Here is a 22,357-nt window from a genome sequence, read left to right as displayed (position 1 = left end):
TATGGTCCTGTCAGAGGGTGTCACTCCAGTGACGATTCTCAGTTCGGGCGTGCAGACTCAGACATTCCTGTGCGCGTTTTCGCCGCCCCAATCCTTGCTGACGTCGCTCGTGTCGCCGTGTTGAACGATGTTCTTGCTCAACCATGTGGTTGCATCCGGCGTCACGAATCACCTCTTGGTGGTCAACGTTCACCCGGCTCGGAACCTCTTGAATTGCGGCTCCCTCGCTCCGCAGCCCATCCGTCTGAATGACCTCTGGGACAGCGTCTTCACCCAGCAACCTCGTCAGAACGGTTTGTGCAGCGTCGGTAGAGCGGTGGCGTTGAAGGAGGGAAGCCTGCACGAAGCCGTGCTCGTCCACGGCCCTCCAGAGCCAGGGGCAAATCCCATCAACGGTGGTACAGACCTCATCCGGAGGCCACCCCGAACCCCGACGGGGTTCAGGGTGACGCAGTTCCTCTGCAAAGAGGGGTTCGAACTTGATGCACCACTCGCGGAGGGTCTCATGACTGACCAGGGTGCCACCGTGGTGGGTGAATTCTTGAACGTCCTAGTACAGCGTTCAATTAATACGAATGGTTTCATAGTGGCGTCCGAGGGTTCGTCGGGCGGCCTGAGTCGAGAACTGCCAGTTGAGTGTGATGGCCGCGCGTGAACGCGCGGCCACCCAGGCCTCGACTTCGGAACGAAGTCGTTCCAGCGAAGGAATCCGCCGATGTCAACACTGCCGCTGAAGAGCGCTGAATTCCAACTCCGCCATGTTTAACCAAGAGGCGTGTTTCGGCGTGTAGATCCACTCGAATCGGCCCACCAACCGGTGGGCCTGTTCTGGGGACATCCACTTGTAGAAGCTGCCCCCATGATGGGTATTGAGGTTGTCCTGCACCAGGGTGATCTGTACCGCTGCTGGGTAGGCCCGTTCCAGCTCCTCCATGAATGCCGTGTATTCCTCGGCCGTTCGTCGGGCACACGTTCACAAACCGACGACCAGTCTGGGGTTCAACCGCGAGCAGCACCGCGCCACTTCCAAATCGCTCGTATTCATAGTCTTGCTTGGCGACTCGTCCCGGTTCCATCGGAACCGGGGCCATCACGTCGCCGATCAGGAAACAAGGCTGCTCATCGAAGCACAACACGGGGAAGCGTTCATCATAGGGCCGGGCATACACGTCCAGGACACGCTCCATCTCACACAGGAACTTTGCCGTCAGTTGCGCGATGCACCACTGCCTTTTGCGGTGCGGCTGGAGCGCGTTTTTTTCAGGATGTAGAACACCGTGGACGGCGCAATGCCGTCTACCACGTTCAATTCCACGGCTTTTTCGGCGAGCAGGCGAACGCTCCACTGGGCATGGCCTGTGGGAGCCTCACGGCACGCCAGTGCCGTGATCGCCGCCCGATCCTGGCCAGTGAATTTCGCGGGTCGACCCGTATGTGGGGCATCATAGAGCGCCGCGTCCAGCCCTCCGAGCACGAAGTGTTTTCGGATCGACTGCGCCATCTGCACACTGATCCCCAGGGCTTCCTTGATCGCGAGATCACCCATCTGCCGATGGGCCATCAGCAAGATCTGAGCGCGGGTCATGACCCGCGCCTTGTGGGTCCCTTTCGTTGTGATGGCTTTGAGAGTCTGTTCCTGCTCAGGGCTCAATTCCACTTTGTACAGCAGAGGGCGAGGCATAACTAACTCTACTAAATTGCAAAACGCTGTACTAGTCACTGAGCGGAAAGCGGTGGGAGAGCCAAACCGCGTACTGCGTGATGGCCATCGGGAACCGATGACGATACGGTTTTGGGTCAGTTCTGGAGAGTCAGCCTACCCCACAAACCACTAAACGACCCTGCACTTTCAGTGCAGGGGTTTGGGAGCGACGGGGGTCGCCTTCCATCTGAGAGCAGGAACGTGTCTTGCGCTTGATTGGAACCGCTCTGGTGATGTTCGAGATCATCCTGCCCCAGCCCCTCGGTGATGTTCCCCGGACTCCATGCTCCGTATCCCACGCCCCAACAGTGTCGTCCCCCATCTCGAAAAACGAGATGGGGGAATTCTTTCTGGAGCACCCGGGAAGTGCGCCCCTTGAGCCGCTTCACCAGAGCACTCCCCGACCGCGCAGGTGGATCTTCCAAGTGCAGCTGCACCGGATCGCACCTCACGACGCCCTTCAACATGCCAACGTCTTCCGCACCGCCAATGTGAATCAGGAGTTCGCGGCATCGAAGGTTCACTTCACCGACTAAGACGTGATACCGGTACGTTGTCGCCCACACCAGATATACCGTCAGCCGACTGACCGTATGACTTCCTGACCGACTCCCGCGCACTGCTCAACGCTACCCGGTGGCCTGATCCGTTCCAGCATCTGAAAGACTCGCACTCCAGTGCATGGCTGAAGACCAGCGGGTTGGGACAGTGAAGGCAACACAACCTTCCAGACAGCCTCTGAACTGTGAACACTGCCGTCAGGTGACATCAGCGCGCGGTCATGGACGCGCGGCACACTGCCAGTCATGAAAGCCAAATCCACCCTGACTGCCCTGCTGGCCCTCGGTACCGCCACGACCCTCAGCGTCGCTGGTGCCCAGGCCAAAATCAGCGCCCAGAGCATCATCGTCAATCCCATCCAGTCTGACCTTCAGGTCAGCGTGCGGGTGGACAAGGACGCCAGCGGTGCCCAGAACCCCGCCTACCGCACTGGTGAGAACATCATGGTGAGCGCCAGCGTCAACCGCGACGCCTACGTCTACCTGTTCAACGTCAACCCCGACGGCACTGTGGATCAGGTGCTGCCTAACCGCCTGAGCGGCGAGAACTTCGTCAAGGCGAACACCACCAAGAGCTTTCCTGCGCCCGGCGACAACTTCACCTACTCGGTGGACGGCCCCATCGGCCAGAACAAGGTGCTGGCGCTGGCCAGCCTGACCCCTCTGAACCTGGACCAGATCAGCTCGTTCCGGGGCACCCAGGATCAGTTCGCTACCGTCAACACCCAGGGCGGACAGGCCGGTCTGGCCCAGGCCCTGAGCATCGTGGTCAATCCACTGCCCCAGAACAGCTGGGTCAGCGATACCGCCTTCTACACCGTGGCGGCGCAGACTCCCGTGACGACCGGCAGCCTGTTTGTGGGCACCAACGTCAATAACGCCACCGTGCTGCTCAATGGGCAGCGACTGGGCGGCGCGAACATCACCTACAGCACTCTGCGCGCTGGCACCTACCCCGTGCTTGTGCAGGCTCCTGGCTACTCGGACTACAGCACCACCATCGCCATCCGTGCAGGCGGCACCACCAACCTGAACGTGGAGTTTGCCCGGCCCCTGACGGTCGTGCCTGCTCCCAGTCCGGTCAACACCGGCCCCGTGAGCACCGGCAGCCCTGTGCTGGACTTCATCGGCAATCTGCTGGGCGCCATAGCCGGCAACACTATGCAGGACCCTGCCCGCAGCGCCTACGACCAGAAGGTTCGTGAATTTCAGGCTGACGGCTACGCGGTGCAGCAGACCCGCGCCACGGGGAGCGGCTTCACCGGTACCCTGGTTCGCGGCAGCAGCACCGTCACCCTGACCGTGGACCGTGGTGCCAACCGCACCGTGCGCGTCAACGTCAGCGAAACCACGACCTACCGCTACTAAACGAATCTCAAAGGCGGCCCCAGGAGTGTTCCTGGGGCCGCCTCACGTGTGGCTTTTAAGCCTGTCACTGCCCGTGCGCGAAGGCCATCAGGCCCCGGGGTTGTGTTGCCTTCACTTGACCTGTAGCAGACGGAGGGCAGGGGTGGCCTGAAGTTCAGGCCACCCCTGCCGAGAGCATTGACCACGTCGGGAACGCGTGTTGTTGAGTGCTTCGTCTGTGTGTCGCGGCAGCGCCCCTTGGGGGGTGGTGATGAAGGTTTGCCACTCGGGCGTGCAGCTTCGACACCTCCTGCGCGCGTTTCTTCCGCCCCATCCCCTGTTGACCTCGCTCTTGGCGCCGTGTGGGACGGTGTGATTGTCCAACTCGGTTATTGCCGCGTGCCGTGGCGACCACCGGCTGGTGATTGACGCCCCTCACGCTCGGGAGTTCCCGGATCGCTGCCCCATAGCTCCAGAGCTGACCCGGTGTGGATGACCCCTGGGACGTCATCTTCACTGAACAGCTTGGTCAGGAAGGTCTTCGCGGCTCCTCGGTCTCGGTGCTGCCCAAGCACGATGCCCTGCACAATCCCGTCCTCATCCACCGCTCTCCAGCGCCAGTGTCCGCTGCCGTCCACCGTGGTGTAGACCTCAATCAAATGCCACCCCGAACCCCGCCGGGGTTCAGGGTGACGCAGGTCCTGAGTGAACAGAGAGCTGAATGGGCGGGATGCACCATTCGCGTAAGGTCTCATGGCTGACCAGGGTGCCGCGCCCGTGGAGCACTTCTTGGACGTCTCGGTCGCTCAACGGCAAGCGGTGGGACAACCAAAGGGTGTCCCCGATGATGCTCGTCGGGCATCGGTGGCGGTGAGGTTTGGCGTCGTTCACGGACGGTCACCTGACCCCAACCGCGTGAAGGCAACACCGCCCTAGAGTGCATGGCTTAAGACCAGCGGGTTGGGACAGTGAAGGCAACACAACCACTTAGACTGATCTCAATACATGTCGAGCTGGACATTGACTCTTGGATCGTTGCGCCGGGAATCATCGCTCACAAGTTCCCGGTACAGGGTAGCGAGCCGCGTGACCCCCTCGTGCAATTCGGCCGCCGGACGGGTAAACGGCAGACGCAACTGGCGTGCGAGGAGGCCGTCGTGAGCGAAACGCTCTCCAGCGGTCAGGCGCAGGCCAAAACGAGTGGCCTGCGCCACGAGGGCTGGTCCAATCGGCTGCGGGAGCGTGACCCACAGCGAGAGCCCTCCTTCGGGAAGGCGGTAGATCCACTCGGGCAGCTGCAGGTTCAGTTGCTCGGTCAGCACCTCCCGTTGTTCGCGGAGTTGCTGTTGGCGCCGCTCCAAGAATGGGCCCGGGTCTTGCAGGAGCCAGGCCCCCGCCAGCTGCTCCACGACTGGTGTGCCCAGATCAACGGACGAGCGCGCCGCCCCCAGACGTTCGGCGACGTCCCGCGGCGCGCGGATCCACCCCAGGCGCAAACCCCCCCAGAACGACTTGCTCATCGAACCGATGCTCACCACCGTGTCATATCGGTCATTGCCGGCGAAAGGCGACGGCACCGGGACGTCCAGGGCGAGATCGGTGAGCGTTTCGTCCACCACGAGGAGGGTGCGCGTTTCACGACACAGCCGGGTGATCTGCGTCCGGACTGCGTCAGGCATCAGATGCCCGGTGGGGTTGTGGAAGTCGGGAATGAGGTACGCGAGACGGGGGGAGGTCTGCCGCGCGGCCGCAGCCCACGCGTCAGGATCCCACCCCTCGGGCGTCAGGGCGACGGGCACAATTCGGCAGCTCGCCCCCCTCAACGCATCGAGCGCGTGCGGGTAGGTGGGTTGATCAACAAGCACCCGGTCTCCCGGACTGGTGAACACCCGGACGATCAGACTGAGGGCGTGCTGCGCGCCGAAGGTGATCACGACCTGTTCGGCCGTGGTGGGTAGACCGCGGGCTGCATACCGCGCCGCAACTGCACTGCGCAGCGCCGGCAGGCCAAGTGGCAGGTAGCCATGGGTCGGGAGATAGGTCGGCAGAGCCGTCAGGGCGTGGGTATACGCCTCATGGATCAGGCCTTCCGGCGCCGGGAGAGCGGCAGAAGCGAAATCAAGCAGGTGGGGATGGGTCAGGGGAGGAAGCGGGACACCGGGTGTGCTGGCACCTGCAGGAAGGCGGATGACTCCGCGTACGCCTGGGCGGAGGTACAGGAATCCTTCGTCTTGAAGGACGTTGTACGAAGCTTTGATGGTGTTGCGGCTGAGCCCTAAGGCTTCGGCGAGCGTGCGTTCGCTGGGAAGGTACGCCGCCAGGGGAAGGCGTCCGTCGAGAATCAGGTGCTGAAGACTGTGGGCAAGGTTGAGGTAAGCCGGGCCTCGGCCAGTCCAGCCGCCAAGGAGCTGCGCTAATACGGTCGCAGCAATTTTGCGCTGGGTCATGGTGCCATCGTATCAAGACTGGTTCTATTTTGTGGCACCAGATTTTTCTATTGTGCCCCTTGGAGGAACCAAAAATGACCAGCAACAGTATCAGAGGGAGAGACCAACACCTCCGTGAGGCCGTCATGATTGCCCCGATGAGCGGTGCCTCTGAGGCACAGGCGTTCCGTGATCTGAATGTCGAATGGATCACGGCCTATTTTGAGTTGGAGCAGAGCGATCTGGATCTGCTGAACGACCCCGAGCGTGTGGTGATCGAGCCCGGTGGGCAGGTGTACCTGGCTCACTGTGAGGGCAAGACGGTGGGGGGTGTCGCTCTGATGGCGTACGGCTCAGGCACTTACAAGATCGCGAAGATGGCCGTAACGCCCGAGTACCGTGGGCGGGGAATCGGCCGGCAACTAATGATGCATGCGGTTGAAGAGGCCAGGGCATTGGGCGCATGCAAGCTCTTCCTGGCCAGCAGCCGCAGCCTAGTCTCCGCCATTGGCTTGTACGAATCGGTGGGGTTTGAACGCTTGAGCCCTGACGAATGGCCGTTTCCACGGTTTGCCCGGGCCGATGTGTTTATGCAGATGAGCGTCTGAACATCCACTGGTGGTCGGAGTAAGCGTGTGGGGTTGAAGCATACTCAGTGCCCAGCAGCGTCCGAACCGGCGAGTTCGACAGGCGTGAGGGCACGCGATGCATGGGACGAGGGTCAAGCAAAAATGCCCCCGCGCACACGAAGCGGGGGCGGATTCGCTAGAGGAGACCGGTACTCAGCTGTGGCCGGGATCTGCATCGTCTGAAGGCCGACCATGCGTGCCCGGCCCTGTGCTGGGATTCGGGCGTTCCTGACCTTGGTGATCTGTGGGCTCAGGTTGACCGTGCTCTTCCGGCACCGCTTCAGGCGGACGGGTCTTTGTACGCTGCTCTTCTTCGTCATGACGCGTCATCTGTCACCTCCTCTGGAATTTGATTTCCTCTGAGACTTCGATTGTCCTCTGTTCACCTTGTCAGAGGATGCAAACCCCGTAAAGCGGTCTTGAGTGTTGAGGCTCACAGAGGGCGTCAAGCTTGCCGGAGCTGTCCGGTATTCCTTGCGCTTGACGGCCAACGGGTACGCCGCTGTAATGCCTGCGGTAACTATGTCTTCCAGCAGCCCAGCGAACGAGCGCAGCATCGGCGCTATTTCAGGATACTGGACGCCGTAGACACGGGCTTTTGCACGGCGGCAGAAGCGGGCATCGCGCTGCTGACGGCTTGCCCCCCTGCCTTCGTGCCCTTTGCCTACGCCGCGGCTGAAGCCGCTGTGAAGCAGGGCAGACCACCCGGTGAAGTGTTGAGTAACCTGCTCAAGTACTTAGCTCAACACCCGATGCCGAATGAGGATGTGGCGTGGGCTGTGCTGGCTGCCAGCCTTTGATTTCGCGCCTCACCACAAGCCTTTAAGTACGATCCAACCCCCTCCTATGAACGCCAGACTCAGGATCAGAGGCCGAATTCGTTCTGAGGAAATCTTAGGAGCGAGGATGAATCCTCCCACTACACCAAGCATCAAGCCAATCCACGGCAGGTGCTGCATATTTGGACTGCCCAAACTTAACAGCGTCACGGTATTGACCCCGATGCCAAAGAGTTGAAGCGTCGGTCGAATGCTTGTCACAGGCCATCTGGCGCTGACGGCATACATTGCCACAGCAGGCCCAGAGAGCCCCCCTGCCACGTTCATGGCAGCACTCATCACGCCTGCACCAAGCGCACCTGCCCTGCCCTCAAGTTGGGTCGTCCGGACACCGAAGGCCAGGAGGATCGCACTAATAATCGTGATTGTCCCTGCGATCACCAGCAATACATCCGGACTGAACTTCCTAAACCAAGAAGCCAAGAGGGGGGCCACCAGTAAGGACGGCAACAGGAGACTTAACGCGTCTTTGAGGCGTGCGCCCTTCACTTCACGTCCGAAATACACCGCGTTGAGAACAAGGGAGAGCAAGACCACTTGTTTGACCCCCTCCGTCGGCCCAAAAACCTGAATGAGGAACGGTGCACAGAGCAGTGCAAATCCCATTCCTGCTACGCCCTGAATCACGGCGCTCAACGCCACCACACCGCTGACAAGCAGGAACTCAGAACTCATAGGTGAGGTGAGACAGCTCTTGTGCGCACAAAGGGACAATATCAGGAGGATTTCTAAGCACTGGAAATGCAAGGATTGCAAGGGGTCACACGAGCGTGCGATAGGTCGTGGCTTCGACGTCATGACGCGTTGTCGCGGTGGATGAACAACCAGATCAGGAGTTCAAGATGCTCTTGTTTGCGGCTCAAGGACAAGCTCTTGCGTACCAAATGAGCGATCCGGAGCCGCAACGTGGCGTTGAACCGTTCGAGACGTTGTGTCCCGCCGATGACGTGCAGCGCACCGAACACCACGCCCGTGGAGGCACTCAGGCCGTCGGTATGGCACACGGCATCGAGACAAGGGGTAGGGAGGCTTTGCCAAAGCAGGGAGGCTCCAGCAGCATTTCGGTTTCCGATGAAACAGCCGACGATCTGGCGGGTGGCGCGGTTCATAGCGAGTCAAATCCAGATGTTCTTTGTCTGCTGTGCCACAAAGGTGCATCACTCGTCGCACTCCAGCACCAGCGCAGCCGGTGCGAGGGGCCGAGACCCGTTACCGAGGCTGGCATGCCTTCCGTCACTCCGCCGGAACCCGCCTCGTTCGGCAAACTGGTAGCCTCAAGTACGCCGCCCACCATCTCGGCCACAGCAGCATCGAAACCACCCGCGTCTACGCCAAATGGAGCGACTAAGCCCTGGATAAAGCCTTCGCAGGCTGGTGAAGCTGCACCTTCTGGGTGGCCTGATCCAAGCAATGGGTGCGTTTCAGCCCCGCTGTGTCCCCCTTATCCTGACGGCCTTACACAATTTATGAGGGAGAGCGAAATCTGAGCACCCAGCCGCCTTCCAAAGCGTCCACAGGGCTGACTTGCGATTTCTTGCGACGTCCGGGAGGCGCCGGATCGGCGCCCCTGGAGGGTCAGCCGGTTGAGTCCTGCCCGACCCCGGCTCAACGCGAAGAGGCAGCCACGTAAACCAAGCTTCAAAGAGCTCAGGGCGCGGTTCCAATGGGGATCGATGGTTTTGCGACCACCCTGCTGCACGATGTGGAGTTTTTCGAAGACGAGCAGGAGCGTCGCCACGGCAATGACGAGGATCAAGCGTTCGAGACTGGCGGCATCACGCCGTTTGGCATTCTCCAGACCGAAGAGGCCGCTTTTGTCATCCAAGAATCCTTCCTCCATTTGGAGGCGTTCGCCGGACGCAGCAAACGTTCCAAGACCGGTGGGTTCATCGCTCACCACCTGCCACTGCTCTGGGCCGTCCGTGAGACGGCCCAGAGCGACATGCACCGGCCCGAATCGGTATCCAGTGAGGGTGACGTTGTGGAAGAAGCGCGTTTCGCGCACTGCAAGTTTGATTTCCCCGATGGTGCAGACTCGTTGCCCGTCTGGAGCGGCCAGAATCAGGTTCGATTTGATGCGGATGCGGAAGTGCCAGCCACAGACCCGCAGCCAGCCCATCAGTGCCGTGTCGCAACAGCCCCGATCCGCCAAGAGTCGAACATCGTGCAGCCCGAGGAAATCCAGCAAGCCTTTAGCCTCGGCGAGGACAGGCAGGAGTTGTTCGGGACTGACCTGAGCGCTGGCATGCTCAAGGACGCGGGGGACGACGGCCACGCGGATCAGACAGAAACGTCCGAACAAGATGCTGGTGTCCAGAGCCAGCGTCAGGGAATGCGGGCCCCAATCCCGCAGGGCTTGGGTGATGAGGGGGCCATCCACGCTGCCAGGGTCGATGGCTGGATTCTCCAGCCACCGTCGGCAGCGACGTTCGGTAGTCTGAGCGACCGTGGCCTGGGAGTAGATGTGCGGCAGCCAAGAGGGGATGGAAACGCTCTGGGACAGCACTAGGCCGCTGACCCTCCACGCCAGCGTACGGGTGTTGCGGACGTCGTTCCATAGGGCGGGGTGGAGGTGGGGCAGGAGAGCTTGGTACAGTCGGGGCGCGTCCCCGGTGACATCTTCAGTCTTCACAAACAGAAAGTGTCCCCTACCGGGGACGCTTTCTCATACTCTGTGTCAGGCCGTCAGCCCCCTTATCTCATCCTCAGTCCACTGCCCACAACCACCTTCGTTGGCCACTACAAATGTCCAAGAACGAACGCTGCCAAAAACCCGCACGTGGTCGCCAATCCAATCATGGCTCCACCCTCCGCGTAGGCTTCTGGAAGCATCGTCGACGAGAGCATGGTCAGAATCGCCCCAGCAGCAAACGCCTGAATTCCAGCCGTCAAGTTCGCATCGGCGTTGTTCAACAGCATGTAGCCCAACCCGGATGCGGCCCCACTGAGGAGCGCGATGGCCGTCCACATCAGCATAATTCGGAGCGGTCGATGGCCTGCACGTGTTAATCCAACCGTGGCACTCAAACTTTCTGGGATGTTGCTCATGCACACTGCAGCGAGGAAGACCCAGCTGACTGTTCCCCCGGCCAAGAGGCTGACGCCGATCGCAACAGATTCGGGTATTCCATCCATCAATGTCCCGAGGACGATGGCGGAAGCATTGCCTTCTTCCTGTTGACCTTCGCTCCGCTTGCGGTGCTTTCCACCTGCACGGTTGATCGCCAGGTCGCCTAAAAAAAATGTGACTGCTCCCAATAATAATCCGGTCGCTGCAGCGTCAAATCCGCCCTGCTTGAAGGCCTCGTCCATCAATTCGAAGGCGACACTACTGATCAGTACACCAGCCCCAAGGGCCATAATCAGCGCGACAATCTTCTTCTTGATCGGCGCGAATAAGCCTAACAGGGCACCGACCACCAGAGAACTTCCACCCGCCAAGCCCCATAACACTGCAGTGAGCATGATGAGATTCTAGCTTTCTCATGCTCTGGGTGTTGTGGATTCTTGAAATGATCGCAGTTCAATAACGCATGAACAGCCTGACGTGTCCAGCGTGCAAGGGGGTCTACATGGTCAACAACGGTCATGCCTCTCCAGGGACACAGCGGGATCTGTGCCGGGTCTGTCGGCATCAGTTCACCCTGAATCACACCCGAACCCCGTTGCTTCCGAAACCGTGACCTGAGTCGACTGTTTGCTCTCCGAACGCTTCGACCGCGCCTTGATTCTTCTCTGCGCCCATAGGGGCCTCCGCATCAAGGAAGCACTGCAGTTAACCTGGAACGAGCTTGACGACCTGCCCGGCGGCGTTCTGATCGTTCGTCACGGCTAAGGCAGTACAAGCCGCCGCGTGACCTTGACTCGCACCTTGATCGCTGCTCTGCAGGCCTTGCCCCGAAAGGGGACGGTCTTTGGTGGCACCCAGACTGCCGCCCGGCGGCGCCTCCAGGTCATCGCCAACCGGGCCGAAACCCGTTACCGGGGCACGCCTTCCGCTATTACGCGGGCTCCCGCCCCGTTCGGCAGACCGGCAGCCTCGAGTACACCGCCCGCCATCTCGGCCACAGCAGCATCGAAACCACCCGCGTCTACGCCAAATGGAGTGACCAAGCCCTAGAGGACGCACTCGCAGGTTGGTGAACGGCAGGCCACGTCGGAGTTTCGAGCTTGGTTGCGTTATTGGTCGTCCGTTGAGTGGTCTTGAGGCTCCCAGAAGCACGTTGTCCTTGGCAGCTTGGATCGATTGACCTCGGCAATGAACAAGGCCTCTGACTCGTTCGCCAGACTCAGTCAACGGACGACCAAGAGATGCCCCAGCCATATCACCCACAGTCCCGTGCCCCTGACGCCGCCCTCACCGCCGCTCTGGTATCCTGCGCCTCATGAAGCTCGTGCTGGCCGTGATTCAAGATGCAGACGCCTCTGCGCTGGTTCGGGTGCTGACCGCGAACGCGTTTGACGTCACGAAACTCGCCAGCACCGGCGGCTTCCTGCGCGAAGGCAATACCACCCTCATGATCGGCGTGACCGATGAACGGCTGGCCGAGTTGAAACGGCATGTCCAGCAGACCTGCCGCGCCCGCACCCGCCTCGTGACCCCCGGCATGCCGATGGGCGAACGGAACGAGGGCCTGGTCAGTGACCCAGTGGAAGTGCCCGTAGGCGGCGCGGTCATGTTCGTGATGGGTGTGCAGGAGTTCGTCAAGGTTTAAGGCCAGAGTGAAAGCACACCCAGAGTAGCCGACGCTGATCGCCATTGCTCGGCGCTCACGTACTTCGCAGCCTGTTCGGTGGCCATCCATCATCACGGCTTGCTCTGATTGCACGCTTGCCAAGTTTAGAAGGTCGTTCAGGGTACGGATCAGGGCGAACTTGTAGGCGTTGGTCTTGTACTCGTGGCGCAGCACGGTCGCCAGCAGCCTCTGGCCCTCAGCCACGGAACACGTTGTTGGCATGGTACAGCAGACGCTCCCGAGTGATGGGGGAGAAGGTCTGCTGCGGATCTGCCAAGGGCTGGCCTTCCAACGCGTAGGAATGACGCCCATTGTCAAACTCCTCCCGCAAGCGCCGTCTGGGTCGACCGTGATGTAGCCCCGGTCGTAGAGACGGTGCAGATCACTGCGCAGCAACAGGCCAGTGCTCACCTCGTGTAGGCCACCCCTGGCGTACGGCTGAACGTGAGCGGCTTCCAGCACCGGGAGGGTCTTTTCCCCAGTGCTGGCGCAGCGGCGTCCGTAGGCTTCCGGAACCAGCGCCCGGAAGATACCCTGACCGGGGGAGGTTTAAGGAAGCTGATACCAGAGGCAAAATGAGCAGATTCACGAGCAGCGTTGGTCCTACGCTCCTCCCAGCCCATGATGACGCTGATACTGACGCCGCATTTTCGCTCGGCTGCCGCACCCCTCCATGCTGCACCACTGCCGGGTTCCGCTCTTGGTCGCGTCGAAAAAGAGCCAGCCACAGTCCCCACACCCCGGGCACCGCTTGACGCGCCGGGCGTCCAGGGAGGTGAGCACTTCCACCGCTGACCGGGCAACGGTCCAATTTACCCCCGCCAACTCCCGGGTGGTCGCCCAGATCCACTCGACGCCCGCTTCGCTCGCGCTGAGCTCAGCGCGACTCAGCCCTTCAACGTAGACCTCCTGGAGAACATTCAAATCCTCGGGTAAGGGGCGTTGTCCTTGAGCTGAGGCCAGGAAGACGCGGTAAATCGCCTCCCTGAGCGCGACGGCCTCTCGGTGCCGGGCAGCAGCCCGGTCGGGCTGTTGCCTAGCCTGTTCCAACAAGTCTTCTCGTGCCTCTTCCGAGACCAGACCGACGTGGTAGGCCCACCGGATCAGGCCGGAAGAGTCGGTCAGGAATTCCTCGGGCTGCGAGCTGATGCGGCCCTCAATCGTGTTAACGAAATCAAGGCAGAGCCGACCCCCAAGCAGACGTGGGAGTCCTGTCAATCTGCCGTGGGCTCGGGTCTGCTGGTTGAGCTTTAGCTTCGTCATCTCACGTCCTTACCGTCATGGTATGCCTGCATGGTAAGGTTCGAGAGTGTCTTACCTTCAAATTTCAGTTTGAAGGTAAGACTGGAGGAGGCCGAGGCTGTATGAACGTTCAGGAGAGTGCGCCACCCCAATCTGCCTGGGCCAATCCGAACTTCAGGAACGTCTGGTCTGCCTTGAGCGTGTCCCTGATCGGCTCACAGATCACCTCACTCGCCGTTCCCCTGCTTGCCGCCCTCACCCTGAATGCCACCCCGCTGCAAATGGGCTACCTGGCTGCGGCCGAACGCTTCCCCTCGCTGCTCTTCAGCCTGTTTACCGGCGTCTGGGTGGACCGTATCGGGCGCAAACGTCTCCTGATGATCTGGATGGACGTGCTCCGGGCAGTGTTGCTGCTCTCCGTTCCCCTGGCAGCCATCCTGGGTGTCCTCACCCTGCCCCAGCTCTACGTGGTGGCTTTCCTGCTCGGCACTCTGACGGTGTTCTTCGAGGTCGCCCACTACGCCTACGTGCCTGTCATCCTGCCCGACTCACAGATTCTGGACGGGAACAGTAAGTTACAGGTCAGCCACTCCGCCGCCAGTTCGGCTGGCCCTGGACTCGGGGGATTGATCGTGCAGTGGCTCACGGCGCCGTTTGCCCTGATCTTCGACGCGCTGACCTACCTCGCCTCGGCGTTCTTCCTCCTCAGGATTCGTGCAGAGGCACCGCCTTTACGCAATTTCCCACCACAGGGCGTTGTGAAGGACGTGCGGGAAGGGCTCTCCGCGCTGCTACGTCAACGCCTGTTGGGGGCTTGGGCCATGTGCGGCACGGCCATCGTCTTCTTTACCGGGGCTTTCGAGGCCCAGTACATCCTCTATGCCACGCGCGAACTGAATTTGAACGCCGGCTGGATCGGCTTGATCGCGGCGGCCGGGGGCGTCGCTGCCCTGCCTGCCGCGTTCCTGACGACCAGGGTGGCCCAGTGGCTTCCCGTCGGCCCGACCATCATCCTTGGCACGCTTGTGTGGGTGCTGAGCCTGCTGGTGGTGCCCCTGGCGAGTGGGCCGCTGGGAGTTGTCGTGGGCGTGCTCGCGCTGGCAAGGGTGGTGAGTGGACTGACGTTCACGGTAGCGAACGTGCAGCAGTGGAGCTTGCGGCAGATCGTGACGCCGGAACACCTGCGGGGGCGCGTCTCCGCCAGCAACCGCTTCCTTATCGACGGAGCCCAGGCCCTGGGGGCCGTGTTCGGCGGAGTATTGGCGACGGGACTCGGCCTCAGGCGGTCGCTGATCCTCTTGTGCATCGGTGGGCTCCTCTGTTTCCTACCCCTCTTCTTCGCGCCGATTTGGAAGCTGCGAAAGATGCCTGAGAGCTCAACGGTCACAGCCCCATGAAATGCCGAATTTGTAAATGGAAACGGTACTTGCCAAGTTTCCTGCTGCCGTCCCGGCTGTGGAGCACATCAAGAGCAGAGGCGCCTAATGTATGCATCTGAGAGCAGTTCTTTTTCCTCTATACAAGCCAACACAGATTTTGCTCAGCCAATGAACAGCTCTTGATCAAACGATCGAGAGACGTTATAAGAGGCCCGATTGATGCCTAAGAGCGCTTGAACTCTCGTTGAAGACTCTTTAAAAGCAATGGAATGTAAATATTGGCGTAACACGCCCCCTGCAGCTGCCTGGGATGATTCAGGCTCGCGGCAAAGGGTCGAGGTCAGTTTCGATCACCCTGCTTCTCCCCCATCCCCATTGATGCTGACTTCCGCCATTTTCCACAGGAGTTCAGAGGGTCTAAAACAGTCCATCCGTGCCTAGCTGTGATCGCTCCCAGATGTGGAAGTGCCGTTGAGCCATGCCTGTGACCCACACCTGCGCGGACAATCCAGAACGGCGCCACCCCTGATGATGAAGTTGAAGCTTCTGTAACACCGCGGCCACCGCCGCTTCCTGATCCGTGACCTGAGCACGCTCCGCCAATGTGAAGAGCAGCGGTGCAAACACCTGGATACAGGTCTGCATCGCCTGACGCTTCCCCTGTGCCAAGCTGGACAATGCTTCCTCTTGAGCAGTGTTGGCAAGCGGGAAGAGAGGCATCTGCCTAGTCTCTGCCCACAGCGGTGGTTTCGGAGTTGCCCGTATTTATCAAGGCCTCACTTCATGGGTGGCCAGTCAAAACCCCCTGAGATAGAGTTCTGCTGCTCGAAATCAATCTGTTCGCTGTACTCAACTCCCCAGGGTGCGCCACCGAAGGCGCTCGATACTGGTTCGGAACAGAGTGGTGTCTGCGGACACCCGCGATACGACATATGCGCCCTGCACCGTGAGAAACACATCTTCACCTGTTCCTGCAGGCAGAGGAAGACTTTCGACCTGGGTTTTCACCGCCATTAGATAGGTCTGCACGGTCTCTGCGGCACGTGGAGCCGCCGGGTGACCCAGGGCTCGCAGCTCGGTGGCCAGTGAACCAAAGGGGCACCCCAACTGAATCGCAGCTTCAGGATCAGCCAGCAGCCAATCAAAGTAAGCAGCCAGCCAAGCCGCTGAGGGCAGAGGGGCAAGTTGGGTCAACAGCGCCGTCAGCTCCCGTTCACACTCCTCAAGGACAGCTAGGATCAGATCATCCCGACTTTTGAAGTAGTAATACAAATTCCCCAAAGGCACCTGAGAAGCTTCAGCAACATCCTGGAGGGTGGTGCCGCCTATTCCAAAGCCTCGAAACCGCTTCAGGGCCGCGTTGATGATCTGAATCCGTTTGCCGCGCATCTCCCCTCCGTTTTCAAAGCTCCCAAGATGCCATGAAGCGCAGGTACACGTTCGTCTGCAGCGCTGCCATTAGTATAAGTCAGAAATCCAACTAAGATTGGAGAAGATTCAGAATGGATCTTAAAGGAGTTCTATGAATGCACTGAGAATTGCGGGGTTGACCTTAGGCTTGCTGACCACATTTGCTCTCGCTGGGGGCAGTGAAGGCCGTCAGGAAGGGATGCTGAGCGTCAATGGCGCGCAAATCCATTACGTTTCTCAGGGAAGCGGCACGCCCATGTTGCTGCTCCACGGCTATCCTCTCTCCGGTGAGCTCTTCGCCCGCAACCGTGACGCGTTGTCCGCAGCCGGGTACCGCGTCATCACCATTGATCACCGAGGCTATGGGCAGAGCACTGCCCCTGCCAGCGATTCCGGGAGCTTGGCAACCTATGCCCAAGACGCCTTGGCCGTTATGGATCAACTTAACGTTCCCAAAGCCATCATCGGCGGTATGTCGATGGGCGGCCCCATCGCCTTCGAGATGTACCGCACCGCACCGGAACGCTTCCTCGGCCTGATCTTGATCAATACTCTGGCCAACCCAGCTGGCATCGTCGAGCAGAACATCTGGAAGGGCATGGCCCAGAAAGCCGTGACGTTTGGGCCGCAGTCGCTGGCCCCCGAACTGCTGAAAGACATGTTGACCGGCCAAACACGGGCCGAGCGACCTGCCGACGCCGCTTTTCTGACGAATATCGTGAAGCAGGCCAGCGTGGCGGGCGATGTGGCCGGAGCAAACGTGCTGGCGACCCGTCCGGATTCCCTCCCGACCCTCAAGACCATCACGGTGCCGACTCTGATCCTAGAAGGCCGGGAGGATACGGTGTATCCGCCTGAGTTCAGCCTGAAAATGCAGCAGAACATCCCCGGCTCTCAGCTGGTCATTATTCCTGGTGCCGCCCACGCCGCCATTTTTGAGAAGGCGGCGGCAGCCAACACCGCCATCATCAACTGGGCCAAGACCTTCCGCTGATGGCTGTTTGCCACATCGTTAAGACATCGTCGCCCTCAAGGAGACCAGGATGACGCCCACCACCCGCGCTGACCTGGCCCGCCGCCTGTTAGACCTCCACACGGCCCCCGACATCCTGATTCTCCCCAATGTCTGGGACGTGGTGTCTGCCCAGGTCATCGCGGCGACACCGGGTGTCCAGGCGCTGGCGACCGCCAGCCATTCCATCGCTTCCACCTTCGGCTATCCAGACGGAGAACAGATCCCCTTGGAGCTGCACCTCGATATGGTGCGCCGCATCGTCGCCGCGGTGTCCCTCCCCGTCTCGATGGATTTTGAAGCGGGCTACGGCAACCCTGGAGACACCGTCCGCCGGGCCATCGAGATGGGGGTCGTCGGCGGCAACTTGGAAGATCAGATGAAGCCCCTCGGTGAGGCCGTGGCAGCCGTGGAAGCCGTGATGGCGGCGGGGCGTGAAGCGGGCCTGGACTTCGTGCTCAATGCCCGCACCGACGCCGTGGTGCGTGCCAAGCCAGACCAAAGCCGCTCAAACATCATCGCCGAGGTCATCCTGCGGGGCAAGGCGTTCCTGGAAGCCGGGGCCCCCATCGTCTTCGTGCCCGGACTGCTGGTGCGCGAAGAAATTCGGGAGGTCAGTGACGCTCTCGGAGCGCGGAAGCTCACGCTGATCAGCGTCCCTGGGGGCAGTCTCCCGGCCCGTGACCTGCAAGCGTTGGGGGTGGCGCGTGTCTCGACTGGGCCCTTTACCCAACGTGTCGCCCTGACCGCTCTGCAAGACGCTGCAGTGGGTCTGCTGCAGGGCGGCACCCTGCCCGCCACAACCCGCGCACTGAATTAAAGACCAAAGCTGTTCTTTGCCCTTTCCCTCAGGAGGTTGCCATGCCGACCATTCAAACGAAACATGCCCACGCCCCCCAGACCGAGCTGTACTACGAAAGCTACGGTCAGGGCCGCCCTGTCGTCCTGATTCACGGCTGGCCTCTGTCGGGCCGCATGTGGGAACCCCAGATCGATGCCCTGCGGCACGCCGGATATCAGGTCATCGCCTATGACCGACGCGGCTTTGGGCAGTCTGGCAAGACCGCGACTGGATATACCTACGACGTATTCGCGGCTGATCTGCACGACCTGATCGAGGGTCTGGGCTTGAACGACGTGACGGTCGTGGGCTTCTCGATGGGCGGTGGAGAAGTCAGCCGCTACGCCGGGCTGTTTGGAACGCAGTATCTCCGCAGCGCGGCGCTGATCTCTTCCATTGCTCCTTACCTGCTGAAGACGGCTGATAACCCTGGTGGCGGGTTGACCGAAGGTGACGTAGAAGGCATGGTGCAGCAAGTCGCCCAGAACCGCCCGCAGTTTCTGGCTGGATTCACGAAGACCTTCCTGAACTGGGATCAAGGGGATACGGCGCAGAAACTCGGAGATGAGTTTTTGGACTTCACGGCGTCCTTGTATTTCCAGGCGTCTCCAGTGGCCACACAGGAATGTGTGCGGGCGTTCGGGATGACCGATTTCCGCGCGGATCTGGCCAAGTTGACGGTGCCACTGCTGGTCGTTCACGGCGACAGTGACCGGATCGTGCCGCTGGAGGCCAGTGGACAGCGTGTGGCTCAGTATCAGCCGAACGCAGAACTGCACGTGATGAAGGGCGCGCCACACGGCCTGAACGCCACGCATACCGAGATGTTTAATACGCTACTGCTCGATTTCCTCGCCCGCTGAACGGGTCAAGCTCGGGAGAGACCCGTGAGCCAAGTGGTCGTCTGAATTTCAGACGACCACTTTTCTGGCACAGGGAAAGGGACGTGAGAAGGACATAGCGCGCTTTGTTGCGTACCGCAGTTTTCAATCCTCCACTTGCTCGGATGGGATGTCATTCGCTTTCGCATCTCGTCACCCGGCTTTGGATCGTTGTTTTTATCGTCGTGGCCTGCCCGCAGGGAGGCGAATATCGCGTGTCATCTGGGGCGATCCCAACGTTGTCCATTCGCCTCCTCTTCAACGATTTGCAGAACCCCTGCTTTTCACTGAGTTGAAATGCCATTGGTTGATCATCCGTGGAGGCGTGAGCAAAAGCGACGAGGCTCATTGCGAATCCCTATGGAAAAAATAATCACAAAAGCAATGGAGTTTTGCAACAAGAAAAGGTCGTGTCTATCAAAGCCTCACCTCTTGTGCAAAAGGCTTCCGATTCTGCTGGCGAATTTAGATCAGGGTATCCAAAACAGCGTTTTTTGCGACTGGGCTGTTTGCACTTACCGATGAACTGGAAAGATTTTTGAATTCGCCAGCAGAATCGCTTCCCATTTACACGCATAGTGGAGCCTGACCAAAAAGCGGACATTGGGCTTACCCAATCTTCCCCTGTGATCCGGCGGCGGTTACCCTTCTCCGTTGGGAAGGGTGAAGAAGAACGTACTGCCCAGTCCTGGGCTGCTTTCCAACCACAGCTGCCCACCATGCCGCTCCACGATCTTCTTGCACACCGCCAGCCCGATCCCTGTCCCCTCGAAGCTTTCCCGACCATGCAGCCGCTGAAAAATCTCAAAGATACGTTCGAAGTACTGCGGTTCAACCCCAATTCCGTTGTCTGATACGGCAAAGCGCCACAACTCACCGTCACGCTCGGCGGACACCTGCACTTCGGGCGTCACGTCCGCTCGGCGGTATTTCAGTCCATTGCTGATCAGATTTTGCAGCAGTTGATCCAGTTGCTGCGCATCCGCCTGCACCACCGGCAACTCGCCCCGAGTGATGGCTCCCCCTGGACTCTGGGCTTGGAGGCGGCTTGCTACAGTGTCAAAGACCCTCTCCGTGTCTGTCGGCACAGGTGGGCGCTGCTCGGTATGCACCCGCGAAAAGGTCAGCAGATCATCCACCAGACGCTTCATGTGCTCTCCGCCGTCCACGATCTGCTGCAAATACAGTTGGCCGCGCTCATCGAGCTTGTCCCCGTAACGCTTGCCGATCAGCCCCGCAAAACTCGTCACTGCCCGGATCGGCGCCTGCAGGTCATGCGACGCGATATAGGCAAACTGCTCGAGTTCCTTGTTGCTGCGCCGCAGTTCCTCGTTGAGCCGCAGCAGGGCCCGTTCCGCTTGCTTGCGTTCGGTGACGTCCTTGACGAAGCCCACCATCTGGGTCACCTCCCCCTGGGCATCGCGCTTGAAATAGCCGTCATCCTCGACTTCACGGATACTGCCGTCTTTATGCAGCAGGCGGAAGGCCATATGCGCTTCACCGCTTGACGCGACCGCCCGCGCAATCTCTTGAGCGAAGGGCTCGCGGTCGTCCGGATGGATTAAGCGCTCTGTCCAGTCTGCGAGGTTGCCCTTCAACTCCTGCACTGCATACCCAGTGATCTGCTCGACTGCGCCGCCGTAGAGGATGACATCTGTCGCTGGATCCCAGTCGTAGAGCAGGTCGCCCGAGCCCTGCACCGCTACTTCATAACGCTCACGCCACTCGGTGACCTCCCGCGAGCGCATCTCCAGTTCAGCAACGCTTTCTGCACGCCTGAGTGCTAATTCTAGACTCTGAACGACGGCTTCCAGCACCACCTGATCCACGTTCGACCAGCGGCGCTGGTCGAACAGGGCGAAGACTAGGATCCCGGTCAGCGTTCCTTCTACTCGCAGAGGCAGCGCGGCGGTCGCACCGATGTGGCCCGTGAGTGAGGGCAGGTTGTCGGTGTCCTGGTCATAAACATCCTGATAGTACGGTTGCCCCGTCGTCCAGGGGATCAACAGGTTGTGGGTTTCAGCATAGGGCAGGCCGCCATCGATCGTGGCCTGCAACTCGGGTGAGCGGAGCGCGCCGTGCTGCACCCGGTTGTACCACTGGTCGCCTTCAGGAACGTAATACAGCGCTGCGCCGTCCGCGAGCATCGAAACCACCACTTCCTGGGCGCGCCGGATCAGCAGGAGTGGGTCGGTGGTGAGCGCCAGGTCACGGGTCAGTTCTGCGAAGGCTTCAAGCGCCCGGGTGCGGGCCTGCAATTCGGTGTTCTGCAGCGCCAGCTGACGGGTGGTCTCCGTACGTTCCAGTGCGAGGTTCAGGCTTCGCCCAACCGACCGCAGCAGCACTTTGTCCGCCTCGCTCCAAGTTCGAGTGTCTCGGAGACCGATGGACAACAAGCGGTGCAGTTTACCTTCCAGTACAAGCGGATAGTTAGCAGCGGCGCTGTACTCCTCGCTTGCTGCCACGCCCTCCCGTTCAGCGTCCCACACGTCCGTGAACACCGGTTGCCGGGTGTGAGCCACTTCCGCGAACAGCGGGGTTTCCACCGGAAGTCCGGCCGTGATCACCGCCACGAGTTCAGGGCGCATGTCCTCGCTCCAGACGCGCGCCCTCCAGAGCTTCCCCTCCTGCTCGTAATAGACGATGCTCGCTCCTGGAAAGCGTCGCTGAAGCAGGGTGATCGCCTGCTGGATCAGTGTGGGCAGGTCGGTCTCACTGCCCACCGCCTCCGTGAAGGTCACGAAGGCGGCCTGAGCCGTCTGCTCGTCCTTGAGCTGCCGCGTGCGCTCCTCGACTCGTGCCTCGAGCTGGACGGTCGCCTCCGCACGCCCCAGAGCGACCGCGCACTGGGCGGATAGGATCTTCAGGAAGCGCCGTTCCGCGAGGGTGAAGTGGTGCGGTTCCGTGAAGTCCAGCACGATTACGCCGAGCGGCTGGCCGTCCAGAAACATCGGCAGCGTCGCATTGGCGACCGGGAGCAACCCGCCGGTTCGGCGCTCGAGCTCCGGGTAGGCCGCTTTCAGCGCGCCCGCATCCTCGAAGTACAGCGCCTCACGCATGCGCAGGATGTCAGCGATCAGCACATGGTCGTTGATCGGCCCTTCCTGCCACAGGGTAGGGGGGCCATCTTCGTAGCCCTGACTGCCGGCGATCTTCAGTTGCTGGTCGGTCTGATTGACCAGCAGCACGATCCCGGCACTGGCACCGATGGCTTGGACAGTAGGCGTCAGGACGATCTCGATCACCTCGCGCTGGGTGGTGGTTGCGGCCAGCGCTTCAGTGATCTCCTGAAGGTTCTGGGCCAAATAGGCGAAGGGGCCGAGGTCGGCCCCGGGCAGCGAGATCATGCGTCA

General features: G+C 60.6%; 22 protein-coding genes and 6 pseudogenes. 11 read left to right on the top strand and 17 right to left on the bottom strand.

Annotated elements, in window-relative coordinates:
- Positions 1–10 precede the first annotated feature (10 nt).
- From M1R55_RS32300 to tnpA, 5 genes and pseudogenes are all read right to left on the bottom strand, one after another.
- Positions 11–538 (bottom strand): annotated as a pseudogene (locus M1R55_RS32300) (DDE-type integrase/transposase/recombinase); the annotation flags it as partial.
- A 180-nt stretch (positions 539–718) separates the two neighbouring features.
- Positions 719–952, bottom strand: a pseudogene (locus M1R55_RS20740) (transposase); the annotation flags it as partial.
- Positions 953–1,207: 255 nt separating this feature from the next.
- Complete coding sequence (locus tag M1R55_RS20735) at positions 1,208–1,681, bottom strand: helix-turn-helix domain-containing protein (protein ID WP_249394927.1); 474 nt, start codon at positions 1,679–1,681, stop codon at positions 1,208–1,210.
- Positions 1,682–1,718: 37 nt separating this feature from the next.
- Positions 1,719–1,799 (bottom strand): annotated as a pseudogene (locus M1R55_RS20730) (IS6 family transposase); the annotation flags it as partial.
- Between the two features lie 88 nt (positions 1,800–1,887).
- Positions 1,888–2,322: pseudogene (tnpA, locus tag M1R55_RS20725) on the bottom strand (IS200/IS605 family transposase); the annotation flags it as partial.
- Between the two features lie 186 nt (positions 2,323–2,508).
- Here tnpA and M1R55_RS20720 point away from each other — a divergent pair.
- Positions 2,509–3,630: a DUF4384 domain-containing protein gene (locus tag M1R55_RS20720; RefSeq protein WP_249395310.1), complete on the top strand. Its 1,122-nt coding sequence runs from the start codon at positions 2,509–2,511 to the stop codon at positions 3,628–3,630.
- Positions 3,631–3,784: 154 nt separating this feature from the next.
- Here M1R55_RS20720 and M1R55_RS20715 read toward each other — a convergent pair.
- Both M1R55_RS20715 and M1R55_RS20710 read right to left on the bottom strand, forming a co-directional pair.
- Positions 3,785–4,500, bottom strand: a pseudogene (locus tag M1R55_RS20715) (IS6 family transposase).
- 107 nt (positions 4,501–4,607) lie between these two features.
- Entirely contained in the window at positions 4,608–6,056 is a 1,449-nt protein-coding gene (locus tag M1R55_RS20710) for a PLP-dependent aminotransferase family protein (protein ID WP_249395309.1), read from the bottom strand.
- 125 nt (positions 6,057–6,181) lie between these two features.
- Here M1R55_RS20710 and M1R55_RS20705 point away from each other — a divergent pair, with 125 nt between their 5' ends.
- Positions 6,182–6,643: a GNAT family N-acetyltransferase gene (locus M1R55_RS20705; RefSeq protein ID WP_249395308.1), complete on the top strand. Its 462-nt coding sequence runs from the start codon at positions 6,182–6,184 to the stop codon at positions 6,641–6,643.
- A gap of 174 nt (positions 6,644–6,817) precedes the next feature.
- Here M1R55_RS20705 and M1R55_RS20700 read toward each other — a convergent pair whose 3' ends face one another.
- Positions 6,818–6,994, bottom strand: a complete 177-nt coding sequence (locus M1R55_RS20700) for a hypothetical protein (protein ID WP_249395307.1) — start codon at positions 6,992–6,994, stop codon at positions 6,818–6,820.
- Between the two features lie 89 nt (positions 6,995–7,083).
- Here M1R55_RS20700 and M1R55_RS20695 point away from each other — a divergent pair, with 89 nt between their 5' ends.
- Entirely contained in the window at positions 7,084–7,464 is a 381-nt protein-coding gene (locus M1R55_RS20695) for a hypothetical protein (protein WP_249395306.1), read from the top strand.
- Positions 7,465–7,473: 9 nt separating this feature from the next.
- Here the strand turns inward: M1R55_RS20695 and M1R55_RS20690 are convergent, their stop codons facing one another.
- Entirely contained in the window at positions 7,474–8,139 is a 666-nt protein-coding gene (locus M1R55_RS20690) for a TSUP family transporter (RefSeq protein WP_256566039.1), read from the bottom strand.
- Between the two features lie 158 nt (positions 8,140–8,297).
- Complete coding sequence (locus tag M1R55_RS20685; protein ID WP_249395305.1) at positions 8,298–8,612, bottom strand: IS1 family transposase; 315 nt, start codon at positions 8,610–8,612, stop codon at positions 8,298–8,300.
- An 80-nt stretch (positions 8,613–8,692) separates the two neighbouring features.
- Here M1R55_RS20685 and M1R55_RS20680 point away from each other — a divergent pair, with 80 nt between their 5' ends.
- Positions 8,693–8,851 carry a tyrosine-type recombinase/integrase gene (locus M1R55_RS20680; RefSeq protein ID WP_249395304.1) on the top strand — a complete coding sequence of 53 codons (159 nt, stop codon included), beginning with the start codon at positions 8,693–8,695 and terminating at the stop codon, positions 8,849–8,851.
- Between the two features lie 93 nt (positions 8,852–8,944).
- Here M1R55_RS20680 and M1R55_RS20675 read toward each other — a convergent pair whose 3' ends face one another.
- Both M1R55_RS20675 and M1R55_RS20670 read right to left on the bottom strand, forming a co-directional pair.
- Complete coding sequence (locus tag M1R55_RS20675; protein WP_249395303.1) at positions 8,945–10,135, bottom strand: transposase; 1,191 nt, start codon at positions 10,133–10,135, stop codon at positions 8,945–8,947.
- A gap of 107 nt (positions 10,136–10,242) precedes the next feature.
- A complete protein-coding gene (locus tag M1R55_RS20670; RefSeq protein ID WP_249395302.1) occupies positions 10,243–10,968 on the bottom strand; it encodes a ZIP family metal transporter in 726 nt (241 codons plus the stop codon).
- A gap of 232 nt (positions 10,969–11,200) precedes the next feature.
- On the opposite strand from M1R55_RS20670, the gene M1R55_RS20665 reads away from it, so the two are divergent.
- The 3 genes from M1R55_RS20665 (at position 11,201) to M1R55_RS20655 (ending at position 12,218) form a co-directional block, all read left to right on the top strand.
- Positions 11,201–11,338: a site-specific integrase gene (locus tag M1R55_RS20665; protein ID WP_249395301.1), complete on the top strand. Its 138-nt coding sequence runs from the start codon at positions 11,201–11,203 to the stop codon at positions 11,336–11,338.
- Between the two features lie 18 nt (positions 11,339–11,356).
- On the top strand, positions 11,357–11,623 hold the full coding sequence (locus tag M1R55_RS20660; protein ID WP_249395300.1) for a hypothetical protein: 267 nt from the start codon (positions 11,357–11,359) through the stop codon (positions 11,621–11,623).
- Between the two features lie 265 nt (positions 11,624–11,888).
- On the top strand, positions 11,889–12,218 hold the full coding sequence (locus M1R55_RS20655; RefSeq protein ID WP_249395299.1) for a cyclic-di-AMP receptor: 330 nt from the start codon (positions 11,889–11,891) through the stop codon (positions 12,216–12,218).
- A gap of 375 nt (positions 12,219–12,593) precedes the next feature.
- Here the strand turns inward: M1R55_RS20655 and M1R55_RS20650 are convergent.
- Together M1R55_RS20650 and M1R55_RS20645 are read right to left on the bottom strand one after the other, a co-directional pair.
- Positions 12,594–12,758 (bottom strand): annotated as a pseudogene (locus M1R55_RS20650) (HNH endonuclease); the annotation flags it as partial.
- An 84-nt stretch (positions 12,759–12,842) separates the two neighbouring features.
- The gene (locus M1R55_RS20645; RefSeq protein ID WP_249395298.1) at positions 12,843–13,502 is read right to left on the bottom strand and encodes an ABATE domain-containing protein; all 660 of its coding nucleotides are present in this window, start codon (positions 13,500–13,502) and stop codon (positions 12,843–12,845) included.
- A 101-nt stretch (positions 13,503–13,603) separates the two neighbouring features.
- Between M1R55_RS20645 and M1R55_RS20640 the strand changes: the two genes are divergently transcribed.
- A complete protein-coding gene (locus M1R55_RS20640; RefSeq protein ID WP_249395297.1) occupies positions 13,604–14,878 on the top strand; it encodes an MFS transporter in 1,275 nt (424 codons plus the stop codon).
- Between the two features lie 399 nt (positions 14,879–15,277).
- Here the strand turns inward: M1R55_RS20640 and M1R55_RS20635 are convergent, their stop codons facing one another.
- Together M1R55_RS20635 and M1R55_RS20630 are read right to left on the bottom strand one after the other, a co-directional pair.
- Positions 15,278–15,580 (bottom strand): hypothetical protein, encoded by a 303-nt coding sequence (locus tag M1R55_RS20635; protein ID WP_249395296.1) that lies wholly within the window; start codon positions 15,578–15,580, stop codon positions 15,278–15,280.
- 129 nt (positions 15,581–15,709) lie between these two features.
- Positions 15,710–16,249 carry a TetR/AcrR family transcriptional regulator gene (locus tag M1R55_RS20630; protein WP_249395295.1) on the bottom strand — a complete coding sequence of 180 codons (540 nt, stop codon included), beginning with the start codon at positions 16,247–16,249 and terminating at the stop codon, positions 15,710–15,712.
- A gap of 133 nt (positions 16,250–16,382) precedes the next feature.
- Here M1R55_RS20630 and M1R55_RS20625 point away from each other — a divergent pair, with 133 nt between their 5' ends.
- The 3 genes from M1R55_RS20625 to M1R55_RS20615 are packed head-to-tail and all read left to right on the top strand — an operon-like array spanning position 16,383 to position 18,986.
- Positions 16,383–17,264, top strand: a complete 882-nt coding sequence (locus M1R55_RS20625) for an alpha/beta fold hydrolase (protein WP_249395294.1) — start codon at positions 16,383–16,385, stop codon at positions 17,262–17,264.
- A 49-nt stretch (positions 17,265–17,313) separates the two neighbouring features.
- A complete protein-coding gene (locus tag M1R55_RS20620) occupies positions 17,314–18,102 on the top strand; it encodes an isocitrate lyase/phosphoenolpyruvate mutase family protein (RefSeq protein WP_249395293.1) in 789 nt (262 codons plus the stop codon).
- Positions 18,103–18,143: 41 nt separating this feature from the next.
- Positions 18,144–18,986, top strand: coding sequence for an alpha/beta fold hydrolase (locus tag M1R55_RS20615; protein WP_249395292.1), 843 nt, complete (start codon positions 18,144–18,146; stop codon positions 18,984–18,986).
- A 659-nt stretch (positions 18,987–19,645) separates the two neighbouring features.
- Here M1R55_RS20615 and M1R55_RS20610 read toward each other — a convergent pair.
- Complete coding sequence (locus M1R55_RS20610) at positions 19,646–22,351, bottom strand: GAF domain-containing protein (RefSeq protein ID WP_249395291.1); 2,706 nt, start codon at positions 22,349–22,351, stop codon at positions 19,646–19,648.
- Positions 22,352–22,357 lie beyond the last annotated feature (6 nt).

Source organism: Deinococcus sp. QL22, assembly GCF_023370075.1.
GTDB lineage: Bacteria > Deinococcota > Deinococci > Deinococcales > Deinococcaceae > Deinococcus.
Note: the sequence above shows the minus strand (reverse complement) of the source record. Positions and strands in the feature narration are given on the sequence as shown.